The organism is Streptomyces sp. NPDC043878, assembly GCF_056435735.1.
On record NZ_JBWKDW010000017.1, the window covers coordinates 91,911 to 118,260 of the forward strand.

A 26,350-nucleotide genomic window follows, 5' to 3' on the forward strand; every position below is an offset into this window, starting at 1 on the left:
CATGGCCTCAACTCTGTGATGTTCACGTGATCTACGCGGCATTAACTTGTGACAAGTGATCGTGTGCCTATACGTTCACGGATCAGCGCGGTCCCCGGCTGTGGGCGCCGCGCGGTCACTGTCGTTCTGCGAAAGGTCTCCGCATGCTCTCCGGGAACGGTCGACACCGTCGCCCCCGTCAGGCTCCGGCTCTCCTCGTGGCAGCCGGCGTGACCGGCTCCGCCATCGCGATCCCGCTGCTCGGCGCCACCGGGGCGAGCGCGGCCGCCGGCACCACCTGGGACCAGGTCGCGGAGTGCGAGAGCGGCGGCTCCTGGAGCGAGAACGCGGGTAACGGCTACTACGGCGGCCTCCAGGTCTCCCAGGAGAACTGGGAGAAGTACGGCGGCCTCGAGTACGCGTCGAGCGCCGACGAGGCGAGCCGCTCCCAGCAGATAGCCGTGGCCGAGAAGATGCTCGACGACCAGGGCATCACCGCCTGGCCGACGTGCGGTCTGCTCGCCGGGCTCAGCAAGGACTCCGGTTCGGCCGACATCGACACCGGCCTGGGCACCACCGCGCCCGACTCGTCCGACTCCGGCTCCTCTGGCTCCTCCGGTTTGTCCGACTCATCGGAATCGTCCTCGTCTTCGTCCTCTTCCTCGCCCTCGGCGTCGCCCACCTCGTCCGGGGCGTCGGCGAGCGCCGGGGCCGGCACGAAGAAGAAGGACGACTCGGCCAAGTCCGGTACCGCCTCCGGCGCCGGCGCCGACAAGAGCGCCGATTCCCGCGCCGATCAGGGCGATCCGGGCACTTCCGGCAACTCGTCCTCCGGTGCGGTGAAGCAGGATGAAGCGGACAACGTTCAGCAGAGCGTGGGCACTTCGAGCCTGGTCGACACCGGGTCGCTGAGCTCCGGCCGGCACCGCGGTGGCAGCGCCGACGAGGACGCCACGACCGACGCCGCCCCCTCCGCCGGCCGCCACGTCGCCGGCGAGGGCGACGCCTCGCCCGTCGACTCCTACACCGTCCGCCTCGGGGACACGCTCGCGTCCATCGCCGACTCCCTTGGCCTCGACGGCGGGTGGCGCGCGCTCTACGACGCGAACAGGGACGCCATCGGTGTCGACCCGAGCAGCATCGCCCCCGGTCAGACCCTGCGAGTCGGGGTCTAACCGGGCGAAAAGCAGCGGGAGTTCGCGTCACACTTATGGCCGAATGTCCGCTTTGGTGAAAGTGTGGGATGACTCTCAGAAGCCCTGATCGTCTTTGAAATTCGCCGGATCACCTGTCTACGGTCGTGACCGCTCGTCAACACGAGCCCCGGCGGCCGCAACGCCGAATCCTGCCAGCGGCCGTACGGGAACAGTCGTCGCGTAATGCGCCGTAGGCAGGAGCGGGGGACCCAAGGTAAGCGCCGCGCCGGGCAGTTGACGGAACGGCTTGGGGTTAAGCCACGCCTCCCACGGAGGTGTGGCCGGGCAACTCAACCGGCCCGAACCCGACAGCTCACCTCGCAGGCGTCGGTGAGGGGATCAACCATGCTGTTTTCCGGCAAGGGCAAGCACCGCCGCCCGTCCAAGGCCACCCGCGTCGCCACGCTCGCCGGCGTCACCGGTGTCGCCATCGCCGCCCCGCTCATGGCGGCCGGCAACGCCTCCGCCGCCACCACGTCCGAGTGGGACACCGTCGCCGCGTGCGAGTCCGGCGGCAACTGGTCCATCAACACCGGCAACGGCTACTACGGCGGCCTGCAGTTCTCCGCCTCCACCTGGGCCGCGTACGGCGGCACGCAGTACGCCTCGACCGCCAACCAGGCCTCCAAGGCGCAGCAGATCGCCGTCGCCGAGAAGGTCCTCGCCTCCCAGGGCAAGGGTGCCTGGCCGGTCTGCGGCAAGGGCCTGTCGAGCGCCGGCTACAGCGGCTCCGGCAGCACCGGCACCTCGTCGAGCGGCTCGAACAGCTCCAGCGGCTCGAACAGCTCCAGCGGTTCCAGCAGCAGCTCCTCGGCCACCACCCGCTCGACCTCCGAGCAGCCGGCCTCCCGTTCCGCGGAGCGCCCGGCCGCCAAGAAGACCGTCAGCACCCCGACCGGCAAGAAGGTCAAGAAGGGTGACGGCGAGTACAAGGTCGTCAAGGGCGACACGCTCAGCTCGATCGCCGAGAAGCACAAGGTCAAGGGCGGCTGGCAGAAGCTGTTCCAGCTGAACAAGGACATCGTCGACGACGCCGACTTCATCTTCCCGGGCCAGCAGCTCCACCTGAAGTGACACCCGGCCCGTAGCCGAACCACAGCGCCCTCACATCCGGGCCCCGCAGGCTGGGGCCCTCGTGAGGGTCACCCCCCGTCCCCACGGGCTCCCCGCTCCGGTGCGTCTTCCCCCGTACGTACCGGAGCGGGGCTTTCTGCTGTCCGGCACCCCGCTTTCGGGCTCCGCGCAGCTCCGCTCTTTGTTCCGTTCGGAAACAATTTCCTCTCGGTTCTGTCCACGACGTGGCCGGAAGGCCGACCGATCCCCCCGGGGCGGTTAGGCTCGTCCCGCAGAGCCCCGGCGGCGCTGCGCCTGCCGGGCCCCGGCCCGGCCGTACCCGCGTCACATTGAAGAAGGAGATGCTCGTGCCGTCCATCGACGTCGTCGTAGCCCGGGAAATCCTGGACTCCCGAGGCAACCCCACGGTCGAGGTCGAGGTCGGCCTCGACGACGGCAGCACGGGTCGTGCCGCCGTTCCGTCCGGCGCCTCCACGGGTGCCTTCGAGGCCATCGAGCTGCGCGACGGTGACCCCAACCGCTACCACGGCAAGGGTGTCGAGAAGGCCGTCCTCGCCGTCATCGAGCAGATCGGCCCGGAGCTCGTCGGCTACGACGCCACCGAGCAGCGCCTGATCGACCAGGCCATGTTCGACCTGGACGCCACCGACAACAAGGGCTCCCTCGGCGCCAACGCCATCCTCGGCGTCTCCCTCGCCGTCGCGCACGCCGCCTCCGAGGCCAGCGACCTGCCGCTCTTCCGCTACCTGGGCGGCCCGAACGCGCACCTGCTGCCCGTGCCGATGATGAACATCCTGAACGGCGGCTCGCACGCCGACTCCAACGTGGACATCCAGGAGTTCATGATCGCCCCGATCGGCGCGGAGTCCTTCTCCGAGGCGCTGCGCTGGGGCGCCGAGGTCTACCACACCCTCAAGAAGGTGCTGAAGACCAAGGGCCTGTCCACCGGCCTCGGCGACGAGGGCGGCTTCGCCCCGAACCTGGAGTCCAACCGCGCCGCCCTCGACCTCATCCTCGAGGCCATCAAGCAGGCCGGTTACATCCCCGGCGAGCAGATCGCGCTCGCCCTCGACGTCGCCGCGTCCGAGTTCTACAAGGACGGCAAGTACGAGTTCGAGGGCAAGTCCCGCTCGGCCGCCGAGATGACCGAGTACTACGAGGAGCTCGTCTCCGCGTACCCGCTCGTCTCCATCGAGGACCCGCTGTACGAGGACGACTGGGCCGGCTGGAACGTCATCACCAAGAAGCTGGGCGACAAGGTCCAGATCGTCGGCGACGACCTCTTCGTCACCAACCCCGAGCGCCTGGCCCGCGGCATCGAGGAGGGCTCCGCGAACGCCCTGCTCGTCAAGGTCAACCAGATCGGCTCGCTGACCGAGACGCTGGACGCCGTCGAGATGGCCCAGCGCAACGGCTTCAAGTGCATGATGTCCCACCGCTCCGGCGAGACCGAGGACGTCACCATCGCCGACCTCGCCGTCGCCGTGAACTGCGGCCAGATCAAGACCGGCGCCCCGGCCCGCTCGGACCGCGTCGCCAAGTACAACCAGCTGCTGCGCATCGAGGAGATCCTCGACGACGCCGCGGTGTACGCCGGCCGCAGCGCCTTCCCGCGCTTCCGCGGCTGACCCACCTCGGCAGGGCTCAGCCAGTCGCACGTACGTCCCCGTACCCGGTCCCGTACCGTGTCCGGGGACGTACGCGCGTATGACGGGCCGACAGGTGCGAAGGGGAGGCGGAGAGCCAGTGGCCGTGAAGGACCGGGACCGTTTCTCCACCACGACCAGGATCCGGCTGCTCGGCGAGCAGACGGCGGCCCGGGTCTACCGCTCCCAGACCAGGCGCCAGGCGCGCCGCTCCCGGCTGACCAGCCGCGCGGCCCTGCTCGCCCTGGTCCTGTGCACGCTGATCGTGGCCCTCGCCTACCCGATGCGGCAGTACGTCTCCCAGCGCGCCGAGATGGCCGACATGGTGCGCCAGAAGGAGCGGGCCAGGCAGCGGGTCGAGCAGCTGCGGGACCTCAAGGCGCGCTGGCAGGACGACGCGTACGCCGAGCAGCAGATCCGGCGGCGGCTGCACTACGTGATGCCGGGGGAGACCGGCTACGTCGTCATCGACCCCGGCGCGGCCAGGCAGTCGCGCGCCGAGCAGGGCGCGGCCGACCGCCCCTGGTACTCGAACGTCTGGGACGGCGTCGACAAGTCCGACGCCTCCGACCGGTGACCTCGCCTGGTGAACGACCCAGGTGAACCGACTTACAGAGAGACAGGCATGGAAACGCCCCCGCCGACCACCCCGCGCACCGAGCCCACCGACGCGGACGTCGAGGCCTTCAAGCAGCAGCTCGGGCGTCCGCCGCGCGGGCTGCGCGCCATCGCCCACCGGTGCCCGTGCGGGCAGCCGGACGTCGTGGAGACGGCACCGCGGCTGCCCGACGGCACGCCCTTCCCCACGACGTACTACCTGACGTGCCCGCGCGCCGCCTCGGCGATCGGCACGCTGGAGGCGAACGGCGTCATGAAGGAGATGACGGAGCGCCTCGGCACCGACCCGGAACTCGCCGCCGCCTACCGCGCCGCGCACGAGGACTACCTCGCGCGCCGGGACGCCATCGAGGTGCTGGAGGGCTTCCCGAGCGCGGGCGGCATGCCCGACCGGGTGAAGTGCCTGCACGTGCTGGTGGGCCACTCCCTGGCCGCGGGGCCGGGCGTCAACCCGCTGGGCGACGAGGCGCTCGCGATGCTGCCGGAGTGGTGGCGCAAGGGCCCGTGCGTGCAGCCGCTGGAGGCGCCCGACCCGGCGGACGAGCACCCCGGCGAGGAGGGCGTGGTCGAGGACCCCGCCGTCCTCCGTGGCGGCTCCGTCGCGGACATCCCGCCGGTCGCCCCCGGGTTCAGCCGGGTCGCCGCCGTCGACTGCGGCACGAACTCCATCCGGCTGCTGGTCGCCGACGTCGATCCGGCCACCGGTGAGTTGCTCGAACTCGACCGGCGCATGACGATCGTGCGGCTCGGCCAGGACGTGGACCGGACCGGCCGGCTGGCCCCCGAGGCGCTGGAGCGGACGTTCACCGCGTGCCGCGCCTACGCGGAGGTCATCCGTGACCTGGGTGCGCGGACGGTGCGGTTCGTGGCCACGTCGGCCTCGCGGGACGCCTCCAACCGGGAGGAGTTCGTCCGCGGGGTGCGGGACATCCTCGGCGTCGGTCCCGAGGTCGTCTCCGGCGCGGAGGAGGCCGAGCTGTCCTTCACCGGCGCCACCAGGGAGCTGGCGGGGCGGCCCGAGGCGGGCCCGCCGTCCGGGGACGGCGACGGACGGGAGGCGGACGGATTCGCCCGCCCCTACCTGGTCGTGGACATCGGCGGCGGCTCGACCGAGTTCGTCGTGGGCGAGGACGGGGTGCGCGCGGCGCGCTCGGTGGACGTCGGCTGCGTCCGGATGACCGAGCGGCACCTGGTGCGGGACGGGGTCGTCACCGACCCGCCGGCCGCCGAGCAGGTCGCGGCGATGCGCGCCGACATCGAGGCGGCCCTCGACCTGGTCGAGGAGTCGGTCCCGCTGCGTGAGGCGCGGACCCTGGTCGGACTGGCCGGATCGGTCACGACCGTGTCGGCCATCGCGCAGAACCTGCCCGCCTACGACTCGGTGGCCATCCACCACTCGCGGATCTCCCGTGAGAAGGTCCGCGAGATCACCGAGTGGCTGCTGCGCTCCACGCACGCCGAACGCGCGGCGGTCCCCTCCATGCACCCGGGGCGCGTCGACGTGATCGCCGCCGGGGCCCTCGTCCTGCTGACGATCATGGAGCGGACCGGAGCCGAGGAGGTCGTGGTCAGCGAGCACGACATCCTCGACGGGATCGCGTTCCACACGGCACTCGAGTCGCGGTAGGAGGCGATCCCCGACGGCTTCGCGTGGTCGGTGGTGTGGTCCCGCGGCGGCGTGGTCCGGGCGGGCCGGCTCCGGCTCCGGGGCTCGACGGCGGGTGGCGTGGGCCACCCGGGCGGGGTGGTCCGGGTCTCCTTTGCTACCGATCAGTAGCCCTCGGCTGAGCAGGTCGGATAGCGTATGAGCGCCTCCGGGGGGTCTGTGCGGACCCCCTGGAGGCGCCCCGCCGGGAAAGTTCGTGAAGTTCTTCACAAGGATTTCTGTCCGGCCGGGCGAGGAAAGTGACGGGACTGCCCCTTTCGGGGGTTCGACCCCTGAGGGCAGGGGCCCGGCAGGCCGTTTCCGAGAGGGCGCCGGCGGGGTTTCCGAGGCGCTTCCGAGGGGGTCTCCGGGCGGCCCGGACCACACGGAAGGGCAGCTCACGCGGCCTTGACAACGGTTCATACCGCCCCGCCGCGGACCCGCCCCGCGAGGCCCCGGATCAAGCGGGCGGCGGAGGATAACACAGGGCCTGAGGATGCTTGTGAAGGGGCGCACGAGCTACCCCCCCGAGCCGGGTGGATACTCGATGGCATGAGCACCACGGAGCGTCCCAGGATCCTCGTAGTAGGCGGTGGGTACGTAGGCCTGTACGCAGCTCGGCGCATTCTCAAGAAGATGCGCTACGGCGAGGCGACCGTCACGGTCGTCGACCCCCGGTCGTACATGACCTACCAGCCCTTCCTCCCCGAAACCGCCGCCGGCAACATCTCCCCGCGCCACGTCGTCGTCCCGCTGCGACGCGTGCTGCCGAAGGCGGAGGTGCTCACCGGCCGGGTCACCACCATCGACCAGGACCGCAAGGTCGCCACGATCGCCCCGCTGGTCGGCGAGGCGTACGAGCTGCCCTTCGACTACCTGGTCATCGCGCTCGGCGCGGTCTCCCGCACCTTCCCGATCCCCGGCCTCGCCGAGCAGGGCATCGGCATGAAGGGCATCGAGGAGGCCATCGGCCTGCGCAACCACGTCCTCGAGCAGCTCGACAAGGCCGACTCCACGACCGACGAGGAGATCCGCCGCAAGGCGCTCACCTTCGTCTTCGTCGGCGGCGGCTTCGCCGGCGCGGAGACCATCGGTGAGGTCGAGGACCTGGCCCGGGACGCGGCCAAGTACTACACCAACGTGTCCCGCGAGGACATGCGCTTCATCCTGGTGGACGCCGCGGACAAGATCCTGCCCGAGGTCGGCCCCAAGCTCGGCCAGTACGGCAAGGAGCACCTGGAGAGCCGCGGGGTCGAGATCTACCTCTCCACCTCCATGGACTCCTGCGTCGACGGCCACGTCGTGCTGAAGAACGGCCTCGAGGTCGACTCCAGCACGATCGTGTGGACGGCCGGCGTCAAGCCGAACCCGGCGCTGGCCCGCTACGGCCTGCCGCTCGGCCCCCGCGGTCACGTCGACTGCGCGCCCACCCTCCAGGTGCAGGGCACCGACTACATCTGGGCCGCCGGCGACAACGCCCAGGTGCCCGACCTCGTCGGCCGCAAGGCCGGCAACGAGAACGCCTGGTGCCCGCCGAACGCGCAGCACGCGCTGCGGCAGGCGAAGGTCCTCGGCGACAACGTGATCTCCGGCCTGCGGGGCTTCCCGCAGAAGGACTACAGCCACGCCAACAAGGGCGCGGTCGCGGGCCTGGGCCTCCACAAGGGCGTCGCGATGATCGTCATGGGCAAGATGAAGATCAAGCTCAAGGGCCGTCTCGCCTGGTACATGCACCGTGGCTACCACGGCATGGCCATGCCGACCTGGAACCGCAAGATCCGCGTCTTCGCCGACTGGACCCTCGGCATGTTCCTCAAGCGTGAGGTCGTCGCGCTCGGCGCGCTGGAGTCCCCGCGCGAGGAGTTCTACGAGGCCGCGAAGCCGGCGCCGGTCGCCGCGGTGGCCAAGACCGAGGAGAAGCCGAAGGCCGAGCAGGCCAAGGCGTCCTGACCTCCGGTCACCCGCTCCGCCCGAAGGACCTCCCGCCATCCGTGGTGCGGGAGGTCCTTCGGCGTTCCGGGGCCGGCGGCGGGCGGCGGCCGGCGGGTGGCGGCGAAGGGTTTGCTCAGCCGTAACGCGCGTGGGGGACTGCGACGCGGCGTCACAGGTGTTTACGTGGTGTCGGACGTTCAGGGATCACTCCTCACGGAGGTGTACGCCATGGCTGACGCCGCGCTGCGGCTGACGGGCCTCGTCGAACAGTTGCTGGGGGCTCCGCTCCCGCTCCGCATCCGCGCCTGGGACGGCTCCCAGGCCGGGCCGCCGGACGCGCCCGCACTGGTGGTACGCAACCGGCGCGCGGTGCGCCGGCTGTTGTGGAAGCCCGGCGAGCTGGGCCTGGCACGGGCCTGGGTCGCCGGGGACCTGGAGGTCGAAGGGGACCTCTTCACCGCGCTCGCCCTGATCGCGGGCCTGTGGGAGCACGAGGAGAACCCCAGGAGCCCGGTCCAGGCGCTGCGCGACCCCGAGGTGCGGGCCGCCGTACGCGGCCTCATCAGGTTCGCCGGCCCCCCGCTGCCGCCCGCCCCGCCCCGCGAGGAGGTGCGCAGAGCCCGCCGCGGCCTGCACAGCAGACGCAGCGACAAACGCGCCGTCAGCCACCACTACGACGTCGGCAACGAGTTCTACGAGCTCGTGCTCGGCTCGTCCATGGTGTACTCCTGCGCCTACTGGTCCGCGCCCGAACCGGAGGGCACACTCGCGGACGCCCAGCGGGACAAGCTCGAACTCGTCTGCCGCAAGCTCGCCCTGACGTCGGGTCAGCGGCTGCTGGACGTCGGCTGCGGCTGGGGCTCCCTGGCCGTCCACGCGGCCCGCGAACACGGCGTGCGGGTGGTCGGCATCACGCTCTCCCAGGAGCAGGCCGCCTACGCCCGCAAGCGCGTCGCCGAGGAGGGGCTCACCGACCGGGTCGAGATCCGGGTGCAGGACTACCGCGACGTCGTCGACGGGCCCTTCGACGCCGTCTCCTCCATCGGCATGGCCGAGCACGTCGGCGCCGAACGGTACCTGGAGTACGCGGACCAGCTCCACCGGCTGCTCGCGCCGGGCGGGCGGCTGCTCAACCACCAGATCGCCCGCCGCCCGCAGCGCGACGAGTCGACGTACACCCTCGACGAGTTCATCGACGCCTACGTGTTCCCCGACGGTGAACTCGCCCCGCTGGGCACCACCGTCACCCAGCTGGAACGCGCCGGGTTCGAGGTGCGCGACGTCGAGTCGATCCGCGAGCACTACGCGCTCACCCTGCGCCGCTGGGTGGCCAATCTGGAGGCGGGCTGGACGCGGGCCGTGCGGCTGACCGGTCCCGGCCGCGCCCGGGTCTGGCTGCTGTACATGGCCGCCTGCGCGGTCGCCTTCGAACGCAACCAGATCGGCGTCAACCAGGTGCTCGCCATCCGGACGCCGGACTCCGGCGCAGCCGGCATGCCACTGCGGGCGCGCACCTGGAACTGAGCACACACGACAGGGTCCCGTTCCGGCATCCGGAACGGGACCCCGCCGCGTGCGCGGCTACTCGGACTTGATCGCCGACAGCATGTTCAGCCGGGCCGCCCGCCGGGCCGGCCACAGCGCCGCCAGCACACCCACCGTCCCCGCCAGCAGGAGGAAGACGGCCATCCTGGCCCAGGGCAGGACGAGTTCGTACGTCGCCATCCTCGCGCCGAGCAGCTCCCCGGCCGCCCAGCCGAAGAACACGCCCAGTCCGATGCCCAGGACCGCGCCGAACAGGGAGATGACCAGGGACTCCAGGCGGACCATCCGCTTGATGCCCTTGCGGTCCAGGCCGATCGCGCGCAGCATGCCGATCTCCTGCGAGCGTTCGAAGACCGACATGGCCAGGGTGTTGATCACACCGAGGACCGCCACGATCACCGCCATCGCCAGCAGGCCGTAGACCATGTTCAGCATCAGTGTGAACATCTGCGCGATGTCCTCGGAGAGGTCCTTCTTGTCCTGGACCTTGATGGCCGGGTTGAGGCCGAGGGCCTTCTCCAGACGGTTCTTCGTCGCGTCGGACGCGCCGCCGGACGTCTTCACCATGACCTGCATGTCGGCCGGATCCGACTGGTGCGGGGCCAGCGCCGAGGTGTCCAGCATGATGCCTTGGATCATCTCGTTGCCCTCGTAGATCCCGGCGACCGTCAGCCGCTGCCTGTGGCCGTCCTCGTAGGAGACGGTGAAGACCGAACCGGCCTTCCATTTGTGTGACTTGGCGGTGTCGGCGTCCGCGACGACCTGGGTGCCGCCGACCGTGAAGGAACCCTCGTCGACCTTCAGCCTGGTGAGGTCGCCGATCGCGCCGCCGTCGACCGCGGTGACGTACTCGGTGGTGCCGTCGATGCGGGCGGCCGCGTTGCGCAGCGGGCTGGTGGCGGTGACGCCGTCGACCCGCGCCAGCCTGCTCCGCACGTCCGGGGAGAGCTCGTTGCCGTTGGCCATGGACACCACGTAGTCGGCGCTGATCGCCGCCGACGCCATCTTGTCGATCGACCGCTGGAGGCTGCCCGCCATCACCGTCATACCGGTGATGAGGGTCAGGCCGATCATCAGCGCGGACGCGGTGGCGGCCGTACGGCGGGGGTTGCGGACCGAGTTCTGGCGGGCCAGCTTGCCCGCGATGCCGAACCCGCGCAGGACCGGCGCCGCGGCCGCGATCAGCGGGCGGGACAGCAGCGGGGTGAGGATGAAGACGCCGATGATCAGCAGGACCGCGCCGACGCCCATGGGGGCCTGGCCGTCGGAGCCCTCCATCGTCCGGGCCGCGAGGACCACCGCGACGCCCGCCCCGCTGAACAGCGCGCCCAGCGTGTTGCGCAGGACCAGCGACTTGGTGGTGGCCGGGGCGTGCAGGCTGCTCATCGCGGCCACCGGCGGGATCTTCGCGGCCCGGCGGCCCGGCAGCCAGGCCGCCAGCATGGTGACGAGGATGCCGACCGCGAACGCGGCGACGACCGTGCCGGGGGAGACGACCAGCGGGCCGTCGGGGACCGTCGCGCCGAGCGAGCCCATCAGCGAGCGCAGTCCGGCGCCGATACCGACGCCCGCGACCAGACCGGCGACGGCCGCGACGGCACCGACCACGAACGCCTCCAGGAGCACCGACCGGGTGACCTGCCTGCGCGAGGCGCCGACCGCGCGCATCAGCGCCAGTTCCCTGGTCCGCTGGGCGACCAGCATGGTGAAGGTGTTGGCGATGATGAACGTACCGACGAACAACGCGATGCCGGCGAAGACCAGCAGGCCCTGCTTGAGGCCCGACATGGAGGCGGAGATCAACTTCGCCTGCGCGTCCGCGAGTTCCTGCCCGGTGGTGGTCTCCGTGCGGTCCCTGGGCAGGGCCTTGTCCAGTGCGCTCTTCAGCGCCGCCTGACTGGTGCCCGGCGCCGCCCGCACGTCGATCTCGTCGTAGCTGCCCGGCTTGCCGAAGAGGCGCTGCGCGGTCGCGGTGTCGAACAGGGCGAGGCTGCCGCCGGCCGCGACGTTGCCGTCGTCGGTGGAGAAGACGCCGGTGACCTTCGGGGTGAGGACCGGGCCGTCCACCGAGAGGCGCACGGTGTCGCCGACCCCGTACCCGGTGCGCCGGGCGGTGGCCGAGTCGATGAGGACCTCGCCGGCGCCCTTCGGGGCGTGTCCCTCGACCAGCGGATAGCGGGCGTCCTTCGCGCCCCAGTAGTTCCCGCCCCGCGACTGGAAGCCGCCGCCGACGAGCTTGCCGTGCTTGTCGGCGATGGCGGTGAAGCCGCTGACGACGCCGGTGGCGGACGCGGCACCGGGGACCCGGGCGCTCCTGTCGAGCATCGCCCGGGTCAGCTCGGAGGTCCTGCCGATACGGTCGCCCTTGTCCTCCTGGCTCTCGGCCACGACGGCGACGTCGACCTGGCCGAAACCCTTGGCGGAGCTCTTCTGGTACGCGTCGGAGATGGTGTTGGTGAAGACCAGGGTCCCCGACACGAAGGCCACGCCGAGCATCACGGCGAGCACGGTCATCAGGAGCCGGGCCTTGTGCGCGAGTACGGTGCGCAGGGCGGTACGGAACATGGGTTCTCTCTGTCCGGGCGGGTGGAGGTGGGGGAGCGTCAGCTCGTGCGGCCCTTGGCGTCGAACTGCTTCATGCGGTCGAGCACCGAGTCGGCCGTCGGCCCGTACACCTCGTCGACGATCCGCCCGTCCGCCAGGAACACCACCCGGTCCGCGTACGCCGCCGCCACCGGGTCGTGGGTCACCATCACCACCGTCTGCCCCAGCTCCCGCACGGAGTTGCGCAGGAAGCCCAGGACCTCGGCACCCGCCCGGGAGTCGAGGTTCCCGGTCGGCTCGTCACCGAAGATGATGTCGGGCCGGGAGGCCAGGGCGCGGGCGACGGCCACGCGCTGCTGCTGGCCGCCGGACAGCTGGGCGGGCCGGTGGCCGAGCCGGTCGGCCAGCCCGATCATCCGGATCACGTTCTCCAGCCACTCCTTGTCCGCCTTGCGGCCCGCGATGTCCATGGGGAGGGTGATGTTCTCCAGGGCCGTCAGAGTGGGCAGCAGGTTGTACGCCTGGAAGATGAAGCCGATCTTGTCCCGGCGCAGCTTGGTCAGCTGCTTGTCCTTGAGGGAGCCCAGTTCGGTCTCGCCGATGCGCACCGAGCCGGAGGAGAAGGTGTCCAGACCCGCCACGCAGTGCATCAGCGTGGACTTGCCGGATCCGGAGGGGCCCATGATCGCCGTGAACTCGGCCTGCGGGAAGTCGATGGAGACCCGGTCGAGAGCGACCACCTGGGTCTCGCCCTGTCCGTAGATCTTCGACAGATCCGTGGCGCGTGCGGCCACGGTGGTGGTCCGGCCGGCGATGGATGAGGTGGTCACGAGGAGACGCTCCTGTCGGGACGGCGATGCAGAGGAAGGGGACGGGTCCCATCCTGTCCGTGGATCGCTGGCGTGTAGTCAGCCGCTGTTCCGGTTCCGAAGGCAGCCTGCGGTCGGACCGGGCGCGCTCACGTCATACCTGGGGATGACGGCCCACCCTGAGGAGGGGTCTGTCGAGAACGGGTGGAGCGCCCTTGTTCGGACGGTGAAATTCCGTCATTCCGCATGCGCGGCCCGGCGCCGCACGGAACGCTACTGGCAAGTGCGGATGGCCCGTTCCGGGGGCTGATGCACCCTCAGAACTCAATAAAATAAGACAACATCGCGCTGCCCGGCCGCAGTTCGGGGGAGGTATCCCGATAGGCTCGGCACCTCGACGCGGAGCCCACGGCCTGCCCGGATGGTGGAATGCAGACACGGCGAGCTTAAACCTCGCTGCCCCTCAGTGGGCGTGCCGGTTCAAGTCCGGCTCCGGGCACCTCCGACGTTTTCGCGGGCCGCCACGCGCGGTCCGTTTCGCTGCATCCTCCATTGAGGACTTCACGGCGCGCGGACTTCACGGCGCGCGGACTTCACCGCGCGGCCGTCGACAGCCGACCCCTGACCGTTGACAGCCGACCCGCACGGTCCGAGACTCACTGATGAAGTGAAAAAAACTTCACTATGCGAACAGGGTTGGCGGACCCGCAACCCGCATCCCGAAACAGCACCCGCGACCATGAGCATGACCATGACCGAAGGGAACGACCGATGCGCACCACCGTCGGCATCATCGGAGCCGGCCCCGCCGGCCTGCTCCTCGCCCGGCTGCTCCACAACGCCGGGATCGACTCGGTCGTCCTGGAGAGCCGCGACCGGGCCTACGTCGAACAGCGCCAGCGGGCCGGCATCCTCGAACAGGGCACGGTGGACGTGCTGCGCGCGGCCGGGGCCGCCGGGCGCCTGGACCGCGAGGGGCTCCGGCACGACGGCATCGAGCTGCGGTTCGCCGGGCGGCGCCACCGCGTCGACTTCCCCGCCCTCACCGGCGGCCGGTCCGTGACGGTCTACGCCCAGACCGAGGTCTGCAAGGACCTCATCGCCCTCCAGCTCAAGGACGGCGGCCCGCTGCTGTTCGAGGCGGAGGCCCTCGCCGTGGAGGGCGCGGAGAGCGACAGCCCGCGCGTGCGGTTCCGGCACGAGGGCCGCGAGGACGTCCTGCACTGCGACTACGTCGTCGGCTGCGACGGCTTCCGGGGCGTCTCCCGCGGCGCGCTCCCCGACGGCACGGGCCGCGTCTTCGAGCGGACCTACTCCTACGGCTGGCTCGGCATCCTCGCCGACGTCCCGCCCTCCCACGACGAGCTCGTCTACGCCCGCCACGACCGCGGCTTCGCCCTGCTGTCCATGCGCTCCCCGACGGTGTCCCGCCTCTACCTCCAGGTGCCCGAGGGCACGGACGCCGCCGAGTGGAGCGACGACGACATCTGGGCGGAGCTGGAGCGCCGCTTCGAGACCGCCGACGACTGGCGGCTGCGGCGCGGCCCGATCACCCAGAAGTCCGTCACCCCGATGCGCTCCTACGTCCACGAGCCGATGCGGCACGGCCGCCTCTTCCTCGCCGGCGACGCGGCGCACATCGTGCCGCCCACGGGCGCCAAGGGCCTCAACCTCGCCGTCGGTGACGTCGTCACCTTCGCGAGGGCACTGACGTACGAAAGGGAGACGGGCTCGGCCGGACTCCTCGACGCCTACTCCGCGACCTGTCTGCGCCGCGTCTGGCAGGCCGAGCGGTTCTCCTACGACATGACGACCCTCCTGCACCGGGCGCCCGGCGCGACCGGCTTCGAGGAGCGCCTCCAGCTGGCCCGTCTGGAGCGGCTCACGTCCTCCCGGGCGGCCGAGGCGGACCTCGCCGAGGCGTACACCGGGTTCCCGTTCGGGTGACGCTCGATCGGGTGATCCGGGAGCGGGATCTCCGGACGGTTCCGGACGTGTCGCGGCTTGGTCATGAATGAGCCCCTCCGGTCCTGGGAATCAGAGATCCGCGTAGCGTGTTGCGCAGCACGACGAGGGAAAGATCCTCCCCAAGCAGTAGGGTCAATCCTTTGCCTACCTATTACTCTTGTGGCCAAGGCCACGACCGTGGCCATGGAGGAGTGAAATGAGGAGCAGAAACCCGGTCTTCTCGCGACGGGGGTTCAGCCGCGACAACGGCTACGCGGGCTTCAACACCGCGCCGCAGGCCGGGGGCCCCGCAGTCGGCACGCAGCCGGGCAACCCGTACGCCCAGCCGTCCGGCAACCCCTACGCGCAGAACCCCTACGCCCAGCAGGACCTGCAGTACGCCGCTCCGCCGCAGGCCCCGGCCACCACCGGGCGGATGACGATCGACGACGTCATTCTGCGGACCGCGTCGACGCTCGGTGTCCTCATCGTCACCGCCGCGCTCGCGTGGGCGCTGCTGCCCGTGGACGACGCCAACATCAACCGCTCGTACGGCTTCGCCATCGGCGCCGCGCTGATCGGCATGGTCCTGGCGTTCGTGCAGTCCTTCAAGCGCAAGGCCTCGCCCGCGCTGATCCTGTCGTACGCGGCCTTCGAGGGCGTCTTCCTCGGCGTCGTCTCCAACATCGTCGACGACCGCATCGCCAGTGGCGCGGCCATGCAGGCCGTGATCGGCACCATGGCGGTCTTCGCCGGCGTGCTGGTCGCCTACAAGGCCGGCTGGATCCGCGTCAACCGGCGCTTCTACGGCTTCGTGATGGCGGCCGCCCTCGGCTTCGTCCTGCTGATGACGGTCAACCTGCTGTTCGCCGTCTTCGGCGGCGGTGACGGCCTCGGCTTCCGCAGCGGCCCGCTCGGCATCGTGTTCGGTGTCATCGGCATCCTGCTCGGCGCCTGCTTCCTCGCCCTCGACTTCAAGCAGGTCGAGGACGGCATCGCCTACGGCGCGCCGCGCGAGGAGGCCTGGCTCGCGGCCTTCGGCCTGACGCTGACCCTGGTGTGGATCTACATGGAGTTCCTGAGGATCATCGCGATCCTCAACAGCAGCGACTAGAAGGCTGATGAAGATCTTGTTGAGGGGCTGTCCGGCCGGAGGCCGGATGGCTCCTCTTCGTTATGTGGTGGCTGGGGCGAGGTGCCAGGCGCCGTCGATGTGGGTGAGTCCGAGGTTGATCAGTCGGCGGAGGTTGAGGGCGGCGGCTCGGGTGTGGAGCCAGGTGTCGTTCTTGAGGGTGCCGCGGTAGCGGAGTTTTCGGTTGCCGTGGTGGACGAGCCAGGCGACGGCGCGTTCGACCGGGGGCCGCCAGCGGCGGTAGTCGGTCTGCCAGCCGGGGTCGGTGGCGGCCTGGTGGCGGGCGGCTGTCTGGAGGTCGTGGTGCGGGCGGATGGTCAGGATGCGTCCGGCCCTGGCTTTGGTGCACTGCTCGCGCAGGTGGCATCCGGTGCATAAGTTGCCGAAGGAGGCTTTGCGTTGGTGGTGCTGCCCGCCGGGGTCGGACAGGGCCACGGTGTGTCCGGCCGGGCAGGTCACGAGGGCGGCGGTGGTGTCGATGGCGAAGTCGTCGAGGGTGAAGCCGCCGGGGACGGCGGGCCGCAGCGGGGCGGGCTTGAGGAACAGCCGGTGTCCGGCCCGGTCCAGGGCCTGGCGGGCGTCACCGGTGGAGTAAGCCGTGTCACCGAAGGCGTCCACCGGAGTGTCCTCGTCGGCGAGCAGCTCAAGACCCACTGCGGCCTCGTGGTGCTCGAGCCCGGCGCCGGGCCGCAGAGCGACGGCGGTGTATAAGCCGGTCTCGGGCTCGACGGCCAGGTGGGCCTTGAAGCCGTCCTGCTGGTGGCTGCGGGTCTTGTGGACGTGGCGGGCTTCGGGATCGACGGTGGAGACCATCCGGTTCGGGGCGGTGCCCCTGGTGATGCGCCAGCGGCCGTCGCGGCCGTCGGAGTCATCGGCGGGCTCGACGTCCTGGCCGGCGACCAGGGCCAAGATGCCCACCGCGTTCGCGGCTTTCTCCGCCAGTTGCTGTTCGGACAGGTGGCCCAGCAGCCGCAGCGCATCGGTGACCAGCGCGTCGACCAGCTCGGCGCGGGCCTGCTCGTCGTTCCAGGCGATCTTCGGTTTGCCCGGGTCGGTGTAGTCGTGGGCGGTGCACTGCACCGCTGCCACCTCGGCCGCTGCGGGGACTTCGCGGATCACCGCGCGGACGGCGGCGATGATCTGGGTGACGGTGTCCTGGGTGGCGACCGCGTCGTCCAGCACGGTGGAGTCCAGCGCCCGGCGGTGCTTGCCCTTGAGTACGCCGGTGGCCTTCACGACCTCGCGCACGGCCTCGAAGATCCGGTTCGGGCGGGCGGAACGGGCCAGCCGGCGGCGGAAGTAGGCCAGCAGCGACGGGTCGAACGCCATGTCGTGAAGGCCCAGCCCGCAGGCAGCCTTCCACCGCAGGTCGCACCGCAGTTCCTGCACCGTCTCGAAGTCCGACAGCCCGTGCAGGGCCTGCAAGGTGATCGCAGCGGCCAGGATCTGCGGCGGCATGCTCGGCCGTCCGTTCGCCGACGGGTACATGTCCGCGAACATCGCCGCCGGGAACAGCTCGCCGCGGTGCTCGGCCAGGAACGCGAACACGCTCCCGGCCGGGATCAGATCCCGGCAGGTCTCCCACACGTCCGGCCCGACACTCTCGCCGACCCACTCACCCATCGCCACATAACGAGTCTGGCCCTGCCGCTGACGCGGCAGGGCCAGAACCCAAGATCTTCATCAGACTTCTAGTGCCTGTCGCGGCACCGGCTCCGCCGCACCACGAAAGGGCCCCGGGTTCACCCGGGGCCCTTTCGCTGTCCAGACGTGCGCGCCTAGAGCAGTTTGCGCGCGGCCCTCCTCAGGTCGTACTCGTGAATGATCGCCTTGGCGTGGCCGTACGCGAGGTTGTGCTCGGCGCGGAGCCAGCTGACCTTCTCCTCGAAGCGGAAGAGAGCGGGGCCTTCGTCGACGGTGCGCAGCCAGTCGGACACCTCACGACCGGTGCAGTGGGGAATGCGGGCGAGCATGTTGCGGTGGGTCTCCTGGGAGAAGACTTGGGACATCGGCGCCTCCGGACGCAAAGGGGATATAAGCCGGTCCTTCAGGTCACCGTGCCTCAGCGTCGGCGCGTTGGCAACAGTCGCGGTGCGGCGCGTAGTCTCGCGGCGTGGTTGATACGACGCCTCTCGTCCGCGCGGTGGATCACTTCGCCGACCGTCTGCGTGCCGCTCCGCAGAGCCGGTTGCAGCGCAGTGCCGCCGCGGAAGCGCTGGCGCTGGCCAGGGAGTTGGCCCGGTGGGCACAGCGGGTCGAGGACCCCGGGGCTCCGCCGCGGGAGATGCCTGACGCGGGGATGTTCGCCGCGGCCGACCAGATCACCGTCGCGGTGCACGATGTAGCGCTTGTGCTGCGCAGTGACGGGGAGGTCGCGGAGGCGGTGCGGATGGTGGAGGAGGCGCAGAAGCGGGCGGGGGTTTGACGGATGCCCGTCCGGCCCGAGGTCGCGGGTGCGGGTGTGCTTGCGCGTGCGGGTGGGTGGGGCTCGTCGCGCGGTTGCCCGCGCCCCTGGGGCGGGGCGGGTCGGCCTGGGTTCCGCGTGCGGGTGCGTGGGGCTTGTCGCGCGGTTGCCCGCGGCCCCTGGGGGTGGGGTGGGTTCGCCTGTCGCGGAGTTGTTCGCGGTCCTGGCGCCGGGGTTGGTCAGAGGCTGGCTATGACTCGGTCGGCGAGGATGTAGACGTTTTCCTCGCCGCAGGCGAAGGTCAGGGTGTAGGCGCCCGAGATGCCGGAGCCGCCGAGCAGGGTCGGGGTGAGGCCGGCGCGGAGGGCGGCGGCGAGGCGTTCCGCCGTCTCGCGGTGGCCCGGGGTCATGCACAGCGTCGTGCCGTCCGCGAAGACGTAGACGTCGAGGGTGCCCAGCGGGCCCGGGCGGACGTCGGCCAGTTCCACGTGGGAGGCGGCCAGTTCCTCCAGGGTGGCGACCGTACGCTCATGGTCGTTGCCGGCCGGTGACGCGACCGGCACGAAGTCCGGGTGCGAGGGGTGGCGACGGCGGGCCGCGGCCAGTTCCGGGGACTCCCCGGCGAACTCGTCGGCGTCCGTGCCCGGCTCGGTCACCGTCTCCAGCGGCTCCAGGCCCACGAAGTCGGTGTGGCGGGGCAGGAACAGCTCACTGTCCGGCAGGCCCAGCAGGCTGGGCGCGTCGGAGGCGTCACGGGACTCCTGGGCGGCCCAGAACGCCCGCGCCTCGGCGAGCTCACGCTCCCGCTCCTCGGCGAGCGCCTCGGCCACGGCGGCGCGTATCTCGTCGACGTCCGCGGCGAGACGGGCGGCGGGCACCCGGCCGCGGAGGGCGGCCGCGTTGCTCTGCGCCAGTTCCGTGTGCAGCGCCGCGACCTGTCGGCGCAGCACCATGAGGGTGCGCAGGACGGCGACGCCCACGGCGCCTGTGGCGGCCGTGGTGAGCAGCAAAGCGATGGGCATGGCGCTCACTGACGTACTCCCGGTTCAAAAGTCGACCCCCGACTTCCTACATCAGCTTGAAGGGCGGACCATCCCGCTGTCAGTGCGTAACGTCACGAAACGGGCAGGACTTTGAGTCGGGGGGTAGGGGGTGTGGCGGCTCTGACCTGGGCGAATCCTGTTCTGGGCGAGATAGGTCACATCCTGGGGGAGATTGGATCACAAATCGGCCCAGAACCTTGGGGTTTCCCAGGTTCCGGGCCGATGGGTGACGCACGGTCCCGGGCTGACTACTGACAGGTGTTCAGCGACGGTCCGGGGGAGGGGAAGAGGTGGTCAGCTGAGGCGCTCGATGACCATCGCCATGCCCTGGCCGCCGCCGACGCACATCGTCTCCAGGCCGAACTGCTTGTCGTGGAACTGGAGCGAGTTGATCAGCGTGCCGGTGATCCGGGCGCCGGTCATGCCGAAGGGGTGGCCGACGGCGATGGCGCCGCCGTTGACGTTCAGCTTGTCCAGCGGGATGTCCAGGTCGCGGTAGGAGGGGATCACCTGGGCGGCGAACGCCTCGTTGATCTCGACCAGGTCGATGTCGCCGATGGTGAGGCCCGCGCGGCGCAGGGCCTGCTTGCTCGCCTCGACCGGGCCGAGGCCCATGATCTCGGGGGAGAGGCCGGAGACGCCGGTGGAGACGATCCGGGCCAGCGGGGTCAGGCCGAGCTCGGCGGCCTTGGTGTCGGACATGATCACCAGGGCGGCCGCGCCGTCGTTCAGCGGGCAGCAGTTCGCCGCCGTGACCATGCCGTCGGGGCGGAAGACCGGCTTGAGGCCCTGGACGCCCTCCAGGGTGACGCCGGCGCGCGGGCCGTCGTCCTTGGCGACGACCGTGCCGTCGGGCAGCGTGACCGGGGTGATCTCGCGCTCCCAGAAGCCGTTCTTGATGGCTTCCTCGGCGAGGTTCTGCGAGCGGACGCCGAACTCGTCCATGTCCTGACGGGTGACGCCCTTGAGGCGGGCCAGGTTCTCGGCGGTCTGGCCCATCGCGATGTAGGCGTCGGGCACCAGGCCGTCCTCGCGCGGGTCGTGCCAGCTGGTGCCCTCCTGCTCCGCGACCGCGGCGGTGCGCGCCTCGGCCTCGGCGAAGAACGGGTTGTGCGTGTCGGGGAGGCTGTCGGAGTTGCCCTTGACGAACCGGGAGACCAGCTCGACACCGGCCGAGATGAACACGTCGCCCTCGCCGGCCTTGATGGCGTGCAGGGCCATGCGGCTCGTCTGGAGCGACGAGGAACAGTAGCGGGTGATCGTGCAGCCGGGGAGGTGGTCCATCCCCATCTGCACGGCCACGATCCGGCCGAGGTTGTTGCCCTGCTCGCCGCCGGGCAGGCCGCAGCCGAGCATCAGGTCGTCGATGTCCCGGGGGTCGAGCTCCGGGACCTTGGCGAGCGCCGCCTGGATGATCGTGGCGGTCAGGTCGTCGGGGCGCAGGTCCTTGAGGGAGCCCTTGAAAGCGCGGCCGATGGGGGAGCGGGCGGTCGAGACGATCACGGCTTCGGGCATCACGGCTCCAGACGACGACGGGAGGGGCTTACGGGGCAAGTTACCTGTACGTAAGCCCGTGGTCACCGCCATACGGGTGTGATGCGGACCTCTTTTCCAAGCGCTTGCTTAGGTCGGCTCGCGCGGTGCGCGCCGCGGGTACGCGAGCAGACGCGCCCTCAGGTCTCCGCTCCGTCCGTGTCGTGCGACCCCGCCCTCAGGTCTCCGCTCCGTCCGTGTCGTGCGACCCGCCCACCGGCTCGTCGACCCGCACCACCGCCGGCAGCCTGCGGCGGCGGCGCTTGAGGAGGGCCCAGGGCCCCTTCGAACCGCTCGGCATCGCGGCCGCGACCTCCGTACCGGCCTCCGAGGCCGCCTCCGCGGCGGCCCGGGCCACGGGCAGGAAGCCCTCGCGGCGGGAGGCGTCCGGACGCTCCTCGTCGGCCGGCCACAGGCCCAGGGCCGCGCAGACGGTGGGCAGCACCGCCATCGCCGCCGTCGCGTAGCCCTCCGCGGAGGGGTGGTAGTTGTCCGGACCGAACAGCTCCCGCGGGTTCGCCTCGAACTCGGGGCCGAGCAGGTCGCCCAGCGACACCGTGCGGCCGCCCTGCTCCACCGCCCCGATGGTCTGCGCCGCCGCCAGCTGGCGGGACGCCCGCCGGGCCAGCCACCGCAGCGGCTGCTGAACCGGCTCGATGGTGCCCAGGTCGGGACACGTGCCGACGACGACCTCGGCGCCGGCCGTGCGCAGCCGCCGTACCGCCGCCGAGAGGTGACGCACCGAACGGGTCGGCGGCATCCGGTGGGTCACGTCGTTCGCGCCGATCATGATGACGCAGACGTCGGGCACCCGGGTGGGATCCGACAGGGCGAGCGCGACCTGCCGGTCCAGGTCGTCGGAGCAGGCCCCGGGCAGAGCCAGGTTGCGCAGTTCCACCGGGCGCTCGGCCACCGCCGCCAGCCCCGAGGCCAGCAGCGCGCCCGGCGTCTGCCCACCCCGGTGCACGCCCTGGCCCGCCGCCGTCGAGTCACCCAGCATCGCCAGCCGCAGCGGCGGCTCACCCGGGACGGAGTACCCGAGGCCGTACAGCCCCTGCGCGTTCGGCACATGGGGTGCCGAGCCGTTGCCCACCTGCCGCCTGGCCATCCGCACCTCGGCCAGCACCAGACCGACCGCCGCCGCCCCGGCCAGACCGATCCCGCCACCGCCGTAGGCCGCGCCGGCCGCGATGCGCCGGGCCACTCTCGCTCTCGACATGCTCGTCATACGTCGCCGCCACCTCCACGTACCGGTACACCCACTGCTTGCCCCGCACGCACCGTCGCCCAATCCCCACAGGCGGTGAACGACCGTCACGGGTGCCGGAGCGGCGGTCGGCCCAGCCGTCGGACACCCCCTGCCCTCCGCGGCGCCGGCCGCACCCCGCAGCGAGCCGAACCACCCGCACCCCGCAGCGCGCCGAACCACCCGCGTGGCCCACCCCGGGCCCCGGAACCGCGGAACACCGGGAATCCGACGGCAGCCCTTAGGCTGGCGGAACCACTACGACCACTTCTTTTGCAAGCATCCGGAGACAACGGTGCAATTCCACGACTCGATGATCAGCCTCGTCGGCAACACCCCGCTGCTGAGGCTCAACAGCGTGACCAAGGGCATTCGGGCGACCGTCCTGGCCAAGGTGGAGTACTTCAACCCCGGCGGTTCCGTGAAGGACCGCATCGCCCTGCGCATGATCGAGGCGGCCGAGGAGAGCGGCGAGCTCAGGCCGGGCGGCACCATCGTCGAGCCGACCAGCGGCAACACCGGGGTCGGGCTCGCCATCGTGGCCCAGCAGAAGGGCTACAAGTGCATCTTCGTGTGCCCCGACAAGGTGTCCCTCGACAAGATCAACGTGATGCGGGCCTACGGGGCCGATGTGGTCGTCTGCCCCACCGCCGTCGATCCCGAGCACCCGGACTCCTACTACAACGTCTCCGACCGCCTGGTGCGCGAGACGCCCGGCGCCTGGAAGCCCGACCAGTACTCCAACCCGAACAACCCGCTCTCCCACTACCACTCCACCGGCCCCGAGCTGTGGGAGCAGACCGAGGGGCGGATCACCCACTTCGTGGCGGGTGTGGGCACCGGCGGCACCATCTCCGGCACCGGGCGCTACCTGAAGGACGCCAGTGACGGCCGGGTCCAGGTCGTCGGCGCCGACCCGGAGGGGTCCGTGTACTCCGGCGGCTCCGGGCGGCCGTACCTCGTGGAGGGCGTCGGCGAGGACTTCTGGCCGAGCGCCTACGACCGGACGGTCGCCGACGAGATCGTCGCGGTGTCCGACAAGGACTCCTTCCAGATGACCCGGCGGCTCGCGAAGGAGGAGGGCCTGCTGGTGGGCGGCTCCTGCGGGATGGCCGTCGTCGCCGCGCTGCGCGTCGCCGAGCGGCTGGGCCCCGACGACGTCGTCGTCGTCCTGCTGCCCGACAGCGGCCGCGGCTACCTCTCGAAGATCTTCAACGACGAGTGGATGGCCGACTACGGCTTCCTGGAGAACGAGGGCACCAGCGCCCGCGTCGCCGACGTCCTCAGCGACAAGGTGCACGGCGCCATCCCCTCCCTCGTGCACATGCACCCGGACGAAACCGTCGGCCAGGCCATCGAGGTGCTGCGCGAGTACGGCGTCTCCCAGATGCCGATCGTGAAGCCGGGCGCCGGTCACCCGGACGTCATGGCCGCCGAGGTCGTGGGCTCGGTCGTCGAGCGGGAGCTGCTGGACGCCCTGTTCACCCAGCGGGCGTCGCTGGAGGACCCGCTGGAGAAGCACATGTCGGCGCCGCTGCCGCAGGTCGGCTCCGGTGAGCCGGTCGGCGACCTGATGACCGTGCTGGGCTCGGCGGACGCGGCGATCGTCCTCGTCGAGGGCAAGCCGACCGGCGTGGTCAGCCGGCAGGACCTGCTGGCCTTCCTCGCCCGGGGCGGAAAGTAACGGGAAACCTGCGGTGAACCGCCGGTGCCGGTGCCGAACTTGCGGTTTCCCACCGAAAAGGTGGACTTCGCAGAAGTGGTACGAGCGTGTCACGTACGCGCAGCACCCGCTTAACACGGCTCCGGCACATTGGTGGATGTCGGCAGGGCGGGAGCGGCTCCCCGCCCAGCCGGCACCGAAACGGCGTCAAGGACCTCCGGAGCGGCTCCCGGACCTCCATGGACGCCATGGACGCGCACGCCCGGCCCTGACCCGGCACGCGTCCTCCGCGGGGACCGCCGTCGTCCCGCCCCCCGGTAACGGGGGTGCGGCGGTCCCCGCGCACACCCTTTGCGCCTGAACCGGCGCCGCTCCCGCGGAGGTGGCGCTCGCCGGCGCGGCCGCTCAGCCGACGGTCGAGGTGGCGGCTTTCCCACTGCCGAGCAAGGCCGGCCTCTCCGCTGTCCACGAATCCGGTTGCGGTGTGTGGACCACGATCGTCTGCTCCGGGTCGGCCGGGACCGTCACCGTCTCGTACGGCGGCGTGAGCAGGCCCGCCCACCTGGTGCCGGACGTGTTTCACGTCCCTGCGCACCGAGTTCGGGCCTCGGGACGTCCGGGTCACCGACATCGAGCCCGGACTGACCGAGAACGAGCCGACGCCGCACATCGGCGGCGACGAACCGTGCGACGAGGTCGAGGACACGTTCGAGGCGCTGGACGGGCTGGCGTCAGAGGAGGACGCCGACGTCGTGGCGTACGTGGCGTACGTGGCGTACGTGGCGTACGTGGCGTACGTGGCGTACGTGGCGTACGTGGCGTACGTGGCGTACGTGGCGTACGTGGCGAGCCGGCCGCGCCGGGTGAACCAGCGGCAGATCGTGGTGCTGCCCACCCGGCAGGCGTGAGTCCGGGCGGGCGGCGGCGCGGTCAGTCCTTCCAGTCGCCGTCCTCCGCGACCCTGCGGCGCATGCCGCCGAAGAGACCGGGGTTGGTGCGGACGGCCTGGAAGGCGTTGACCCCGACGATGCCGGCCCAGGCGGCGAACAGACCGGGCAGGTGGCCGAGGGCGCCGCCGATCGCGGACAGCGGGATCGCCAGGACCAGCGAGACGATGCCGAACCCGAAGCGCTCGCCCCAGGAGTCGGTGGCCTGCGGCGACCGGGAGCCCCGGGCCGCCACCATCCGCCGCTCGGCGAACTGCCTGCGCAGCCGGCGCTCCACGGCGTCGTCGATACGCTGGTCGACCTTCTCCAGGAACGAGTCGACCAGCGCCGACTCGTAGTCCTCGCCCAGTTCCCTGCGGGCTTGCAGGGTGACGTTGAGTTCCTTCTTCAGCTCGATGTCCCGAGCTTCCATTCCGGTCATGCCGACCAGGCTAGGCAGCGGTCACGGCGGCCGCACTGGGGATAGCCCCCCTGTTCGGGCGGGGGCCGCCGACCTCCCGGCTACGCCGCCAGACCGTGCTGCTTCGCGAACGCGTTCGCCACGTCCTGAGGGTCCTTCTTGTCCTTGTCCACCTGGCGGTTCAGCTCGGTGAGCTGGGCGGTGGTCAGGACGTTGCCGAGCTTCGCGAGGGCCTTGCGGACCGTGTCGTCGGCCTTGCGGTCGGCGATGAGGGGGACGATGTGCTGGCTGGGAACCAGGTTCTGCGGGTCGGTCAGGACCACCCAGTCGTTGGCCTTGATGTCGGTGTCGGTGGTGAACAGGTTCGCCACGTCCACGTCTCCCTTCTTCAGGGCGCCCTTGACCAGCGGGCCGTCGGAGTCGAGCGACCTGAACTCCTTGAACTCGACGCCGTACACGTCCTTCAGGCCGACCACACCGACCTGGCGCGTCTTCATCTCGGCGGCGGCGCCGAGGACGAGCTCGCCGTTCCGCTTCCTCAGATCGGCGAGGGAGGTCAGGCCGTACTTCCGCGCGGTCTCGCGGGTGACGACGAAGGCGTCCGAGTCCTCGGCCATGCCGTACGGCAGGACCTGGAGGCCGGCCGGGAGAGCGAGGGCCAGGGCGTTCTGCATCGAGCCCGGCTCCGCGACCGTGGACCTGGGGTCGAGGTAGGTGAGCAGAGCGCCCTGGTACTCGGGCAGGAGGTCGATGTCGCCGCTCCTGAGGGCGGGGAAGACGATCTCCCGGGTGCCGAGGTTGGGGCGGACCTTCACCTTCACGCCTGCCTGCTCCAGGACGGCCGCGTAGAGGTAGCCCAGCACCTGGTTCTCGGTGAAGTTGGCGGTGCCGATGGTGACTCCGCCCTTGCTGGAGCCGCCGCCGCCGGACGCGCCGGTGCCCTGGCTGTCGAGGGAGGTGATGCCGCCCCCACAGGCGGCGAGGGCGGGGACGGAGGCGGCCGCGAACAGGCCGCCGAGGAGGGTGCGTCGGTTCATGTCGGGGGTT

The 26,350-nt window shown here is 71.0% G+C and carries 21 protein-coding genes, 1 tRNA gene, 1 pseudogene and 1 riboswitch; of the genes and pseudogenes, 14 read left to right on the forward strand and 9 right to left on the reverse strand.

Annotated features, from left to right (window positions below; translation table 11 throughout):
• Nucleotides 1-143 precede the first annotated feature (143 nt).
• The 8 genes and pseudogenes from AC07AZ_RS23590 to AC07AZ_RS23625 all read left to right on the forward strand — a co-directional run bounded on the left by AC07AZ_RS23590 (nt 144) and on the right by AC07AZ_RS23625 (nt 9,614).
• Complete coding sequence (locus tag AC07AZ_RS23590; protein ID WP_478850820.1) at nt 144-1,154, forward strand: transglycosylase family protein; 1,011 nt, start codon at nt 144-146, stop codon at nt 1,152-1,154.
• Nucleotides 1,155-1,351: 197 nt separating this feature from the next.
• A riboswitch (cyclic di-AMP (ydaO/yuaA leader) is annotated at nt 1,352-1,517 on the forward strand.
• 3 nt (nt 1,518-1,520) lie between these two features.
• Nucleotides 1,521-2,249, forward strand: a complete 729-nt coding sequence (locus AC07AZ_RS23595; protein WP_478850822.1) for a transglycosylase family protein — start codon at nt 1,521-1,523, stop codon at nt 2,247-2,249.
• Nucleotides 2,250-2,590: 341 nt separating this feature from the next.
• Nucleotides 2,591-3,877: a phosphopyruvate hydratase gene (eno, locus tag AC07AZ_RS23600; RefSeq protein ID WP_478850997.1), complete on the forward strand. Its 1,287-nt coding sequence runs from the start codon at nt 2,591-2,593 to the stop codon at nt 3,875-3,877.
• A 118-nt stretch (nt 3,878-3,995) separates the two neighbouring features.
• Nucleotides 3,996-4,472 (forward strand): FtsB family cell division protein, encoded by a 477-nt coding sequence (locus AC07AZ_RS23605; RefSeq protein WP_478850824.1) that lies wholly within the window; start codon nt 3,996-3,998, stop codon nt 4,470-4,472.
• Nucleotides 4,473-4,520: 48 nt separating this feature from the next.
• Nucleotides 4,521-4,973, forward strand: a pseudogene (locus AC07AZ_RS23610) (DUF501 domain-containing protein); the annotation flags it as partial.
• A 147-nt stretch (nt 4,974-5,120) separates the two neighbouring features.
• Nucleotides 5,121-6,140 carry a Ppx/GppA phosphatase family protein gene (locus tag AC07AZ_RS23615; RefSeq protein WP_478850999.1) on the forward strand — a complete coding sequence of 340 codons (1,020 nt, stop codon included), beginning with the start codon at nt 5,121-5,123 and terminating at the stop codon, nt 6,138-6,140.
• 570 nt (nt 6,141-6,710) lie between these two features.
• Nucleotides 6,711-8,108, forward strand: a complete 1,398-nt coding sequence (locus AC07AZ_RS23620) for an NAD(P)/FAD-dependent oxidoreductase (RefSeq protein WP_478850826.1) — start codon at nt 6,711-6,713, stop codon at nt 8,106-8,108.
• A 210-nt stretch (nt 8,109-8,318) separates the two neighbouring features.
• A complete protein-coding gene (locus AC07AZ_RS23625; protein ID WP_478850828.1) occupies nt 8,319-9,614 on the forward strand; it encodes a class I SAM-dependent methyltransferase in 1,296 nt (431 codons plus the stop codon).
• A 57-nt stretch (nt 9,615-9,671) separates the two neighbouring features.
• Here the strand turns inward: AC07AZ_RS23625 and AC07AZ_RS23630 are convergent, their stop codons facing one another.
• Both AC07AZ_RS23630 and AC07AZ_RS23635 read right to left on the reverse strand, forming a co-directional pair.
• A complete protein-coding gene (locus AC07AZ_RS23630; protein WP_478850830.1) occupies nt 9,672-12,200 on the reverse strand; it encodes an ABC transporter permease in 2,529 nt (842 codons plus the stop codon).
• A gap of 38 nt (nt 12,201-12,238) precedes the next feature.
• Complete coding sequence (locus AC07AZ_RS23635; RefSeq protein ID WP_478850832.1) at nt 12,239-13,009, reverse strand: ABC transporter ATP-binding protein; 771 nt, start codon at nt 13,007-13,009, stop codon at nt 12,239-12,241.
• 394 nt (nt 13,010-13,403) lie between these two features.
• Between AC07AZ_RS23635 and AC07AZ_RS23640 the strand changes: the two genes are divergently transcribed.
• The 3 genes from AC07AZ_RS23640 to AC07AZ_RS23650 all read left to right on the forward strand — a co-directional run bounded on the left by AC07AZ_RS23640 (nt 13,404) and on the right by AC07AZ_RS23650 (nt 16,049).
• Nucleotides 13,404-13,487 (forward strand) — tRNA-Leu (locus AC07AZ_RS23640).
• Nucleotides 13,488-13,759: 272 nt separating this feature from the next.
• Nucleotides 13,760-14,935: a 4-hydroxybenzoate 3-monooxygenase gene (locus tag AC07AZ_RS23645; protein ID WP_478850834.1), complete on the forward strand. Its 1,176-nt coding sequence runs from the start codon at nt 13,760-13,762 to the stop codon at nt 14,933-14,935.
• A 217-nt stretch (nt 14,936-15,152) separates the two neighbouring features.
• Nucleotides 15,153-16,049: a Bax inhibitor-1/YccA family protein gene (locus tag AC07AZ_RS23650; protein ID WP_478850836.1), complete on the forward strand. Its 897-nt coding sequence runs from the start codon at nt 15,153-15,155 to the stop codon at nt 16,047-16,049.
• A gap of 60 nt (nt 16,050-16,109) precedes the next feature.
• On the opposite strand, the gene AC07AZ_RS23655 is transcribed toward AC07AZ_RS23650, so the two are convergent.
• Entirely contained in the window at nt 16,110-17,690 is a 1,581-nt protein-coding gene (locus AC07AZ_RS23655; protein ID WP_478851001.1) for an IS1182 family transposase, read from the reverse strand.
• Nucleotides 17,691-17,845: 155 nt separating this feature from the next.
• Nucleotides 17,846-18,076 (reverse strand): DUF4287 domain-containing protein, encoded by a 231-nt coding sequence (locus tag AC07AZ_RS23660; RefSeq protein WP_478850838.1) that lies wholly within the window; start codon nt 18,074-18,076, stop codon nt 17,846-17,848.
• Nucleotides 18,077-18,180: 104 nt separating this feature from the next.
• Here AC07AZ_RS23660 and AC07AZ_RS23665 point away from each other — a divergent pair, with 104 nt between their 5' ends.
• Nucleotides 18,181-18,492, forward strand: a complete 312-nt coding sequence (locus AC07AZ_RS23665) for a hypothetical protein (protein ID WP_478850840.1) — start codon at nt 18,181-18,183, stop codon at nt 18,490-18,492.
• 218 nt (nt 18,493-18,710) lie between these two features.
• Here the strand turns inward: AC07AZ_RS23665 and AC07AZ_RS23670 are convergent, their stop codons facing one another.
• The 3 genes from AC07AZ_RS23670 to AC07AZ_RS23680 form a co-directional block, all read right to left on the reverse strand.
• Nucleotides 18,711-19,493: a hypothetical protein gene (locus tag AC07AZ_RS23670; protein WP_478850842.1), complete on the reverse strand. Its 783-nt coding sequence runs from the start codon at nt 19,491-19,493 to the stop codon at nt 18,711-18,713.
• Nucleotides 19,494-19,808: 315 nt separating this feature from the next.
• Nucleotides 19,809-21,029: an acetyl-CoA C-acetyltransferase gene (locus tag AC07AZ_RS23675; protein ID WP_478850844.1), complete on the reverse strand. Its 1,221-nt coding sequence runs from the start codon at nt 21,027-21,029 to the stop codon at nt 19,809-19,811.
• A gap of 196 nt (nt 21,030-21,225) precedes the next feature.
• Nucleotides 21,226-22,275: an SGNH/GDSL hydrolase family protein gene (locus AC07AZ_RS23680; protein WP_478850847.1), complete on the reverse strand. Its 1,050-nt coding sequence runs from the start codon at nt 22,273-22,275 to the stop codon at nt 21,226-21,228.
• A gap of 313 nt (nt 22,276-22,588) precedes the next feature.
• Here AC07AZ_RS23680 and AC07AZ_RS23685 point away from each other — a divergent pair, with 313 nt between their 5' ends.
• Nucleotides 22,589-23,977, forward strand: a complete 1,389-nt coding sequence (locus tag AC07AZ_RS23685; protein WP_478850850.1) for a cystathionine beta-synthase — start codon at nt 22,589-22,591, stop codon at nt 23,975-23,977.
• 731 nt (nt 23,978-24,708) lie between these two features.
• Nucleotides 24,709-24,864: a hypothetical protein gene (locus tag AC07AZ_RS23690; protein ID WP_478850852.1), complete on the forward strand. Its 156-nt coding sequence runs from the start codon at nt 24,709-24,711 to the stop codon at nt 24,862-24,864.
• Between the two features lie 22 nt (nt 24,865-24,886).
• On the opposite strand, the gene AC07AZ_RS23695 is transcribed toward AC07AZ_RS23690, so the two are convergent.
• Both AC07AZ_RS23695 and AC07AZ_RS23700 read right to left on the reverse strand, forming a co-directional pair.
• Complete coding sequence (locus AC07AZ_RS23695; RefSeq protein ID WP_478851003.1) at nt 24,887-25,315, reverse strand: hypothetical protein; 429 nt, start codon at nt 25,313-25,315, stop codon at nt 24,887-24,889.
• An 89-nt stretch (nt 25,316-25,404) separates the two neighbouring features.
• Nucleotides 25,405-26,340: an ABC transporter substrate-binding protein gene (locus AC07AZ_RS23700; RefSeq protein WP_478850854.1), complete on the reverse strand. Its 936-nt coding sequence runs from the start codon at nt 26,338-26,340 to the stop codon at nt 25,405-25,407.
• Nucleotides 26,341-26,350: the final 10 nt, after the last annotated feature.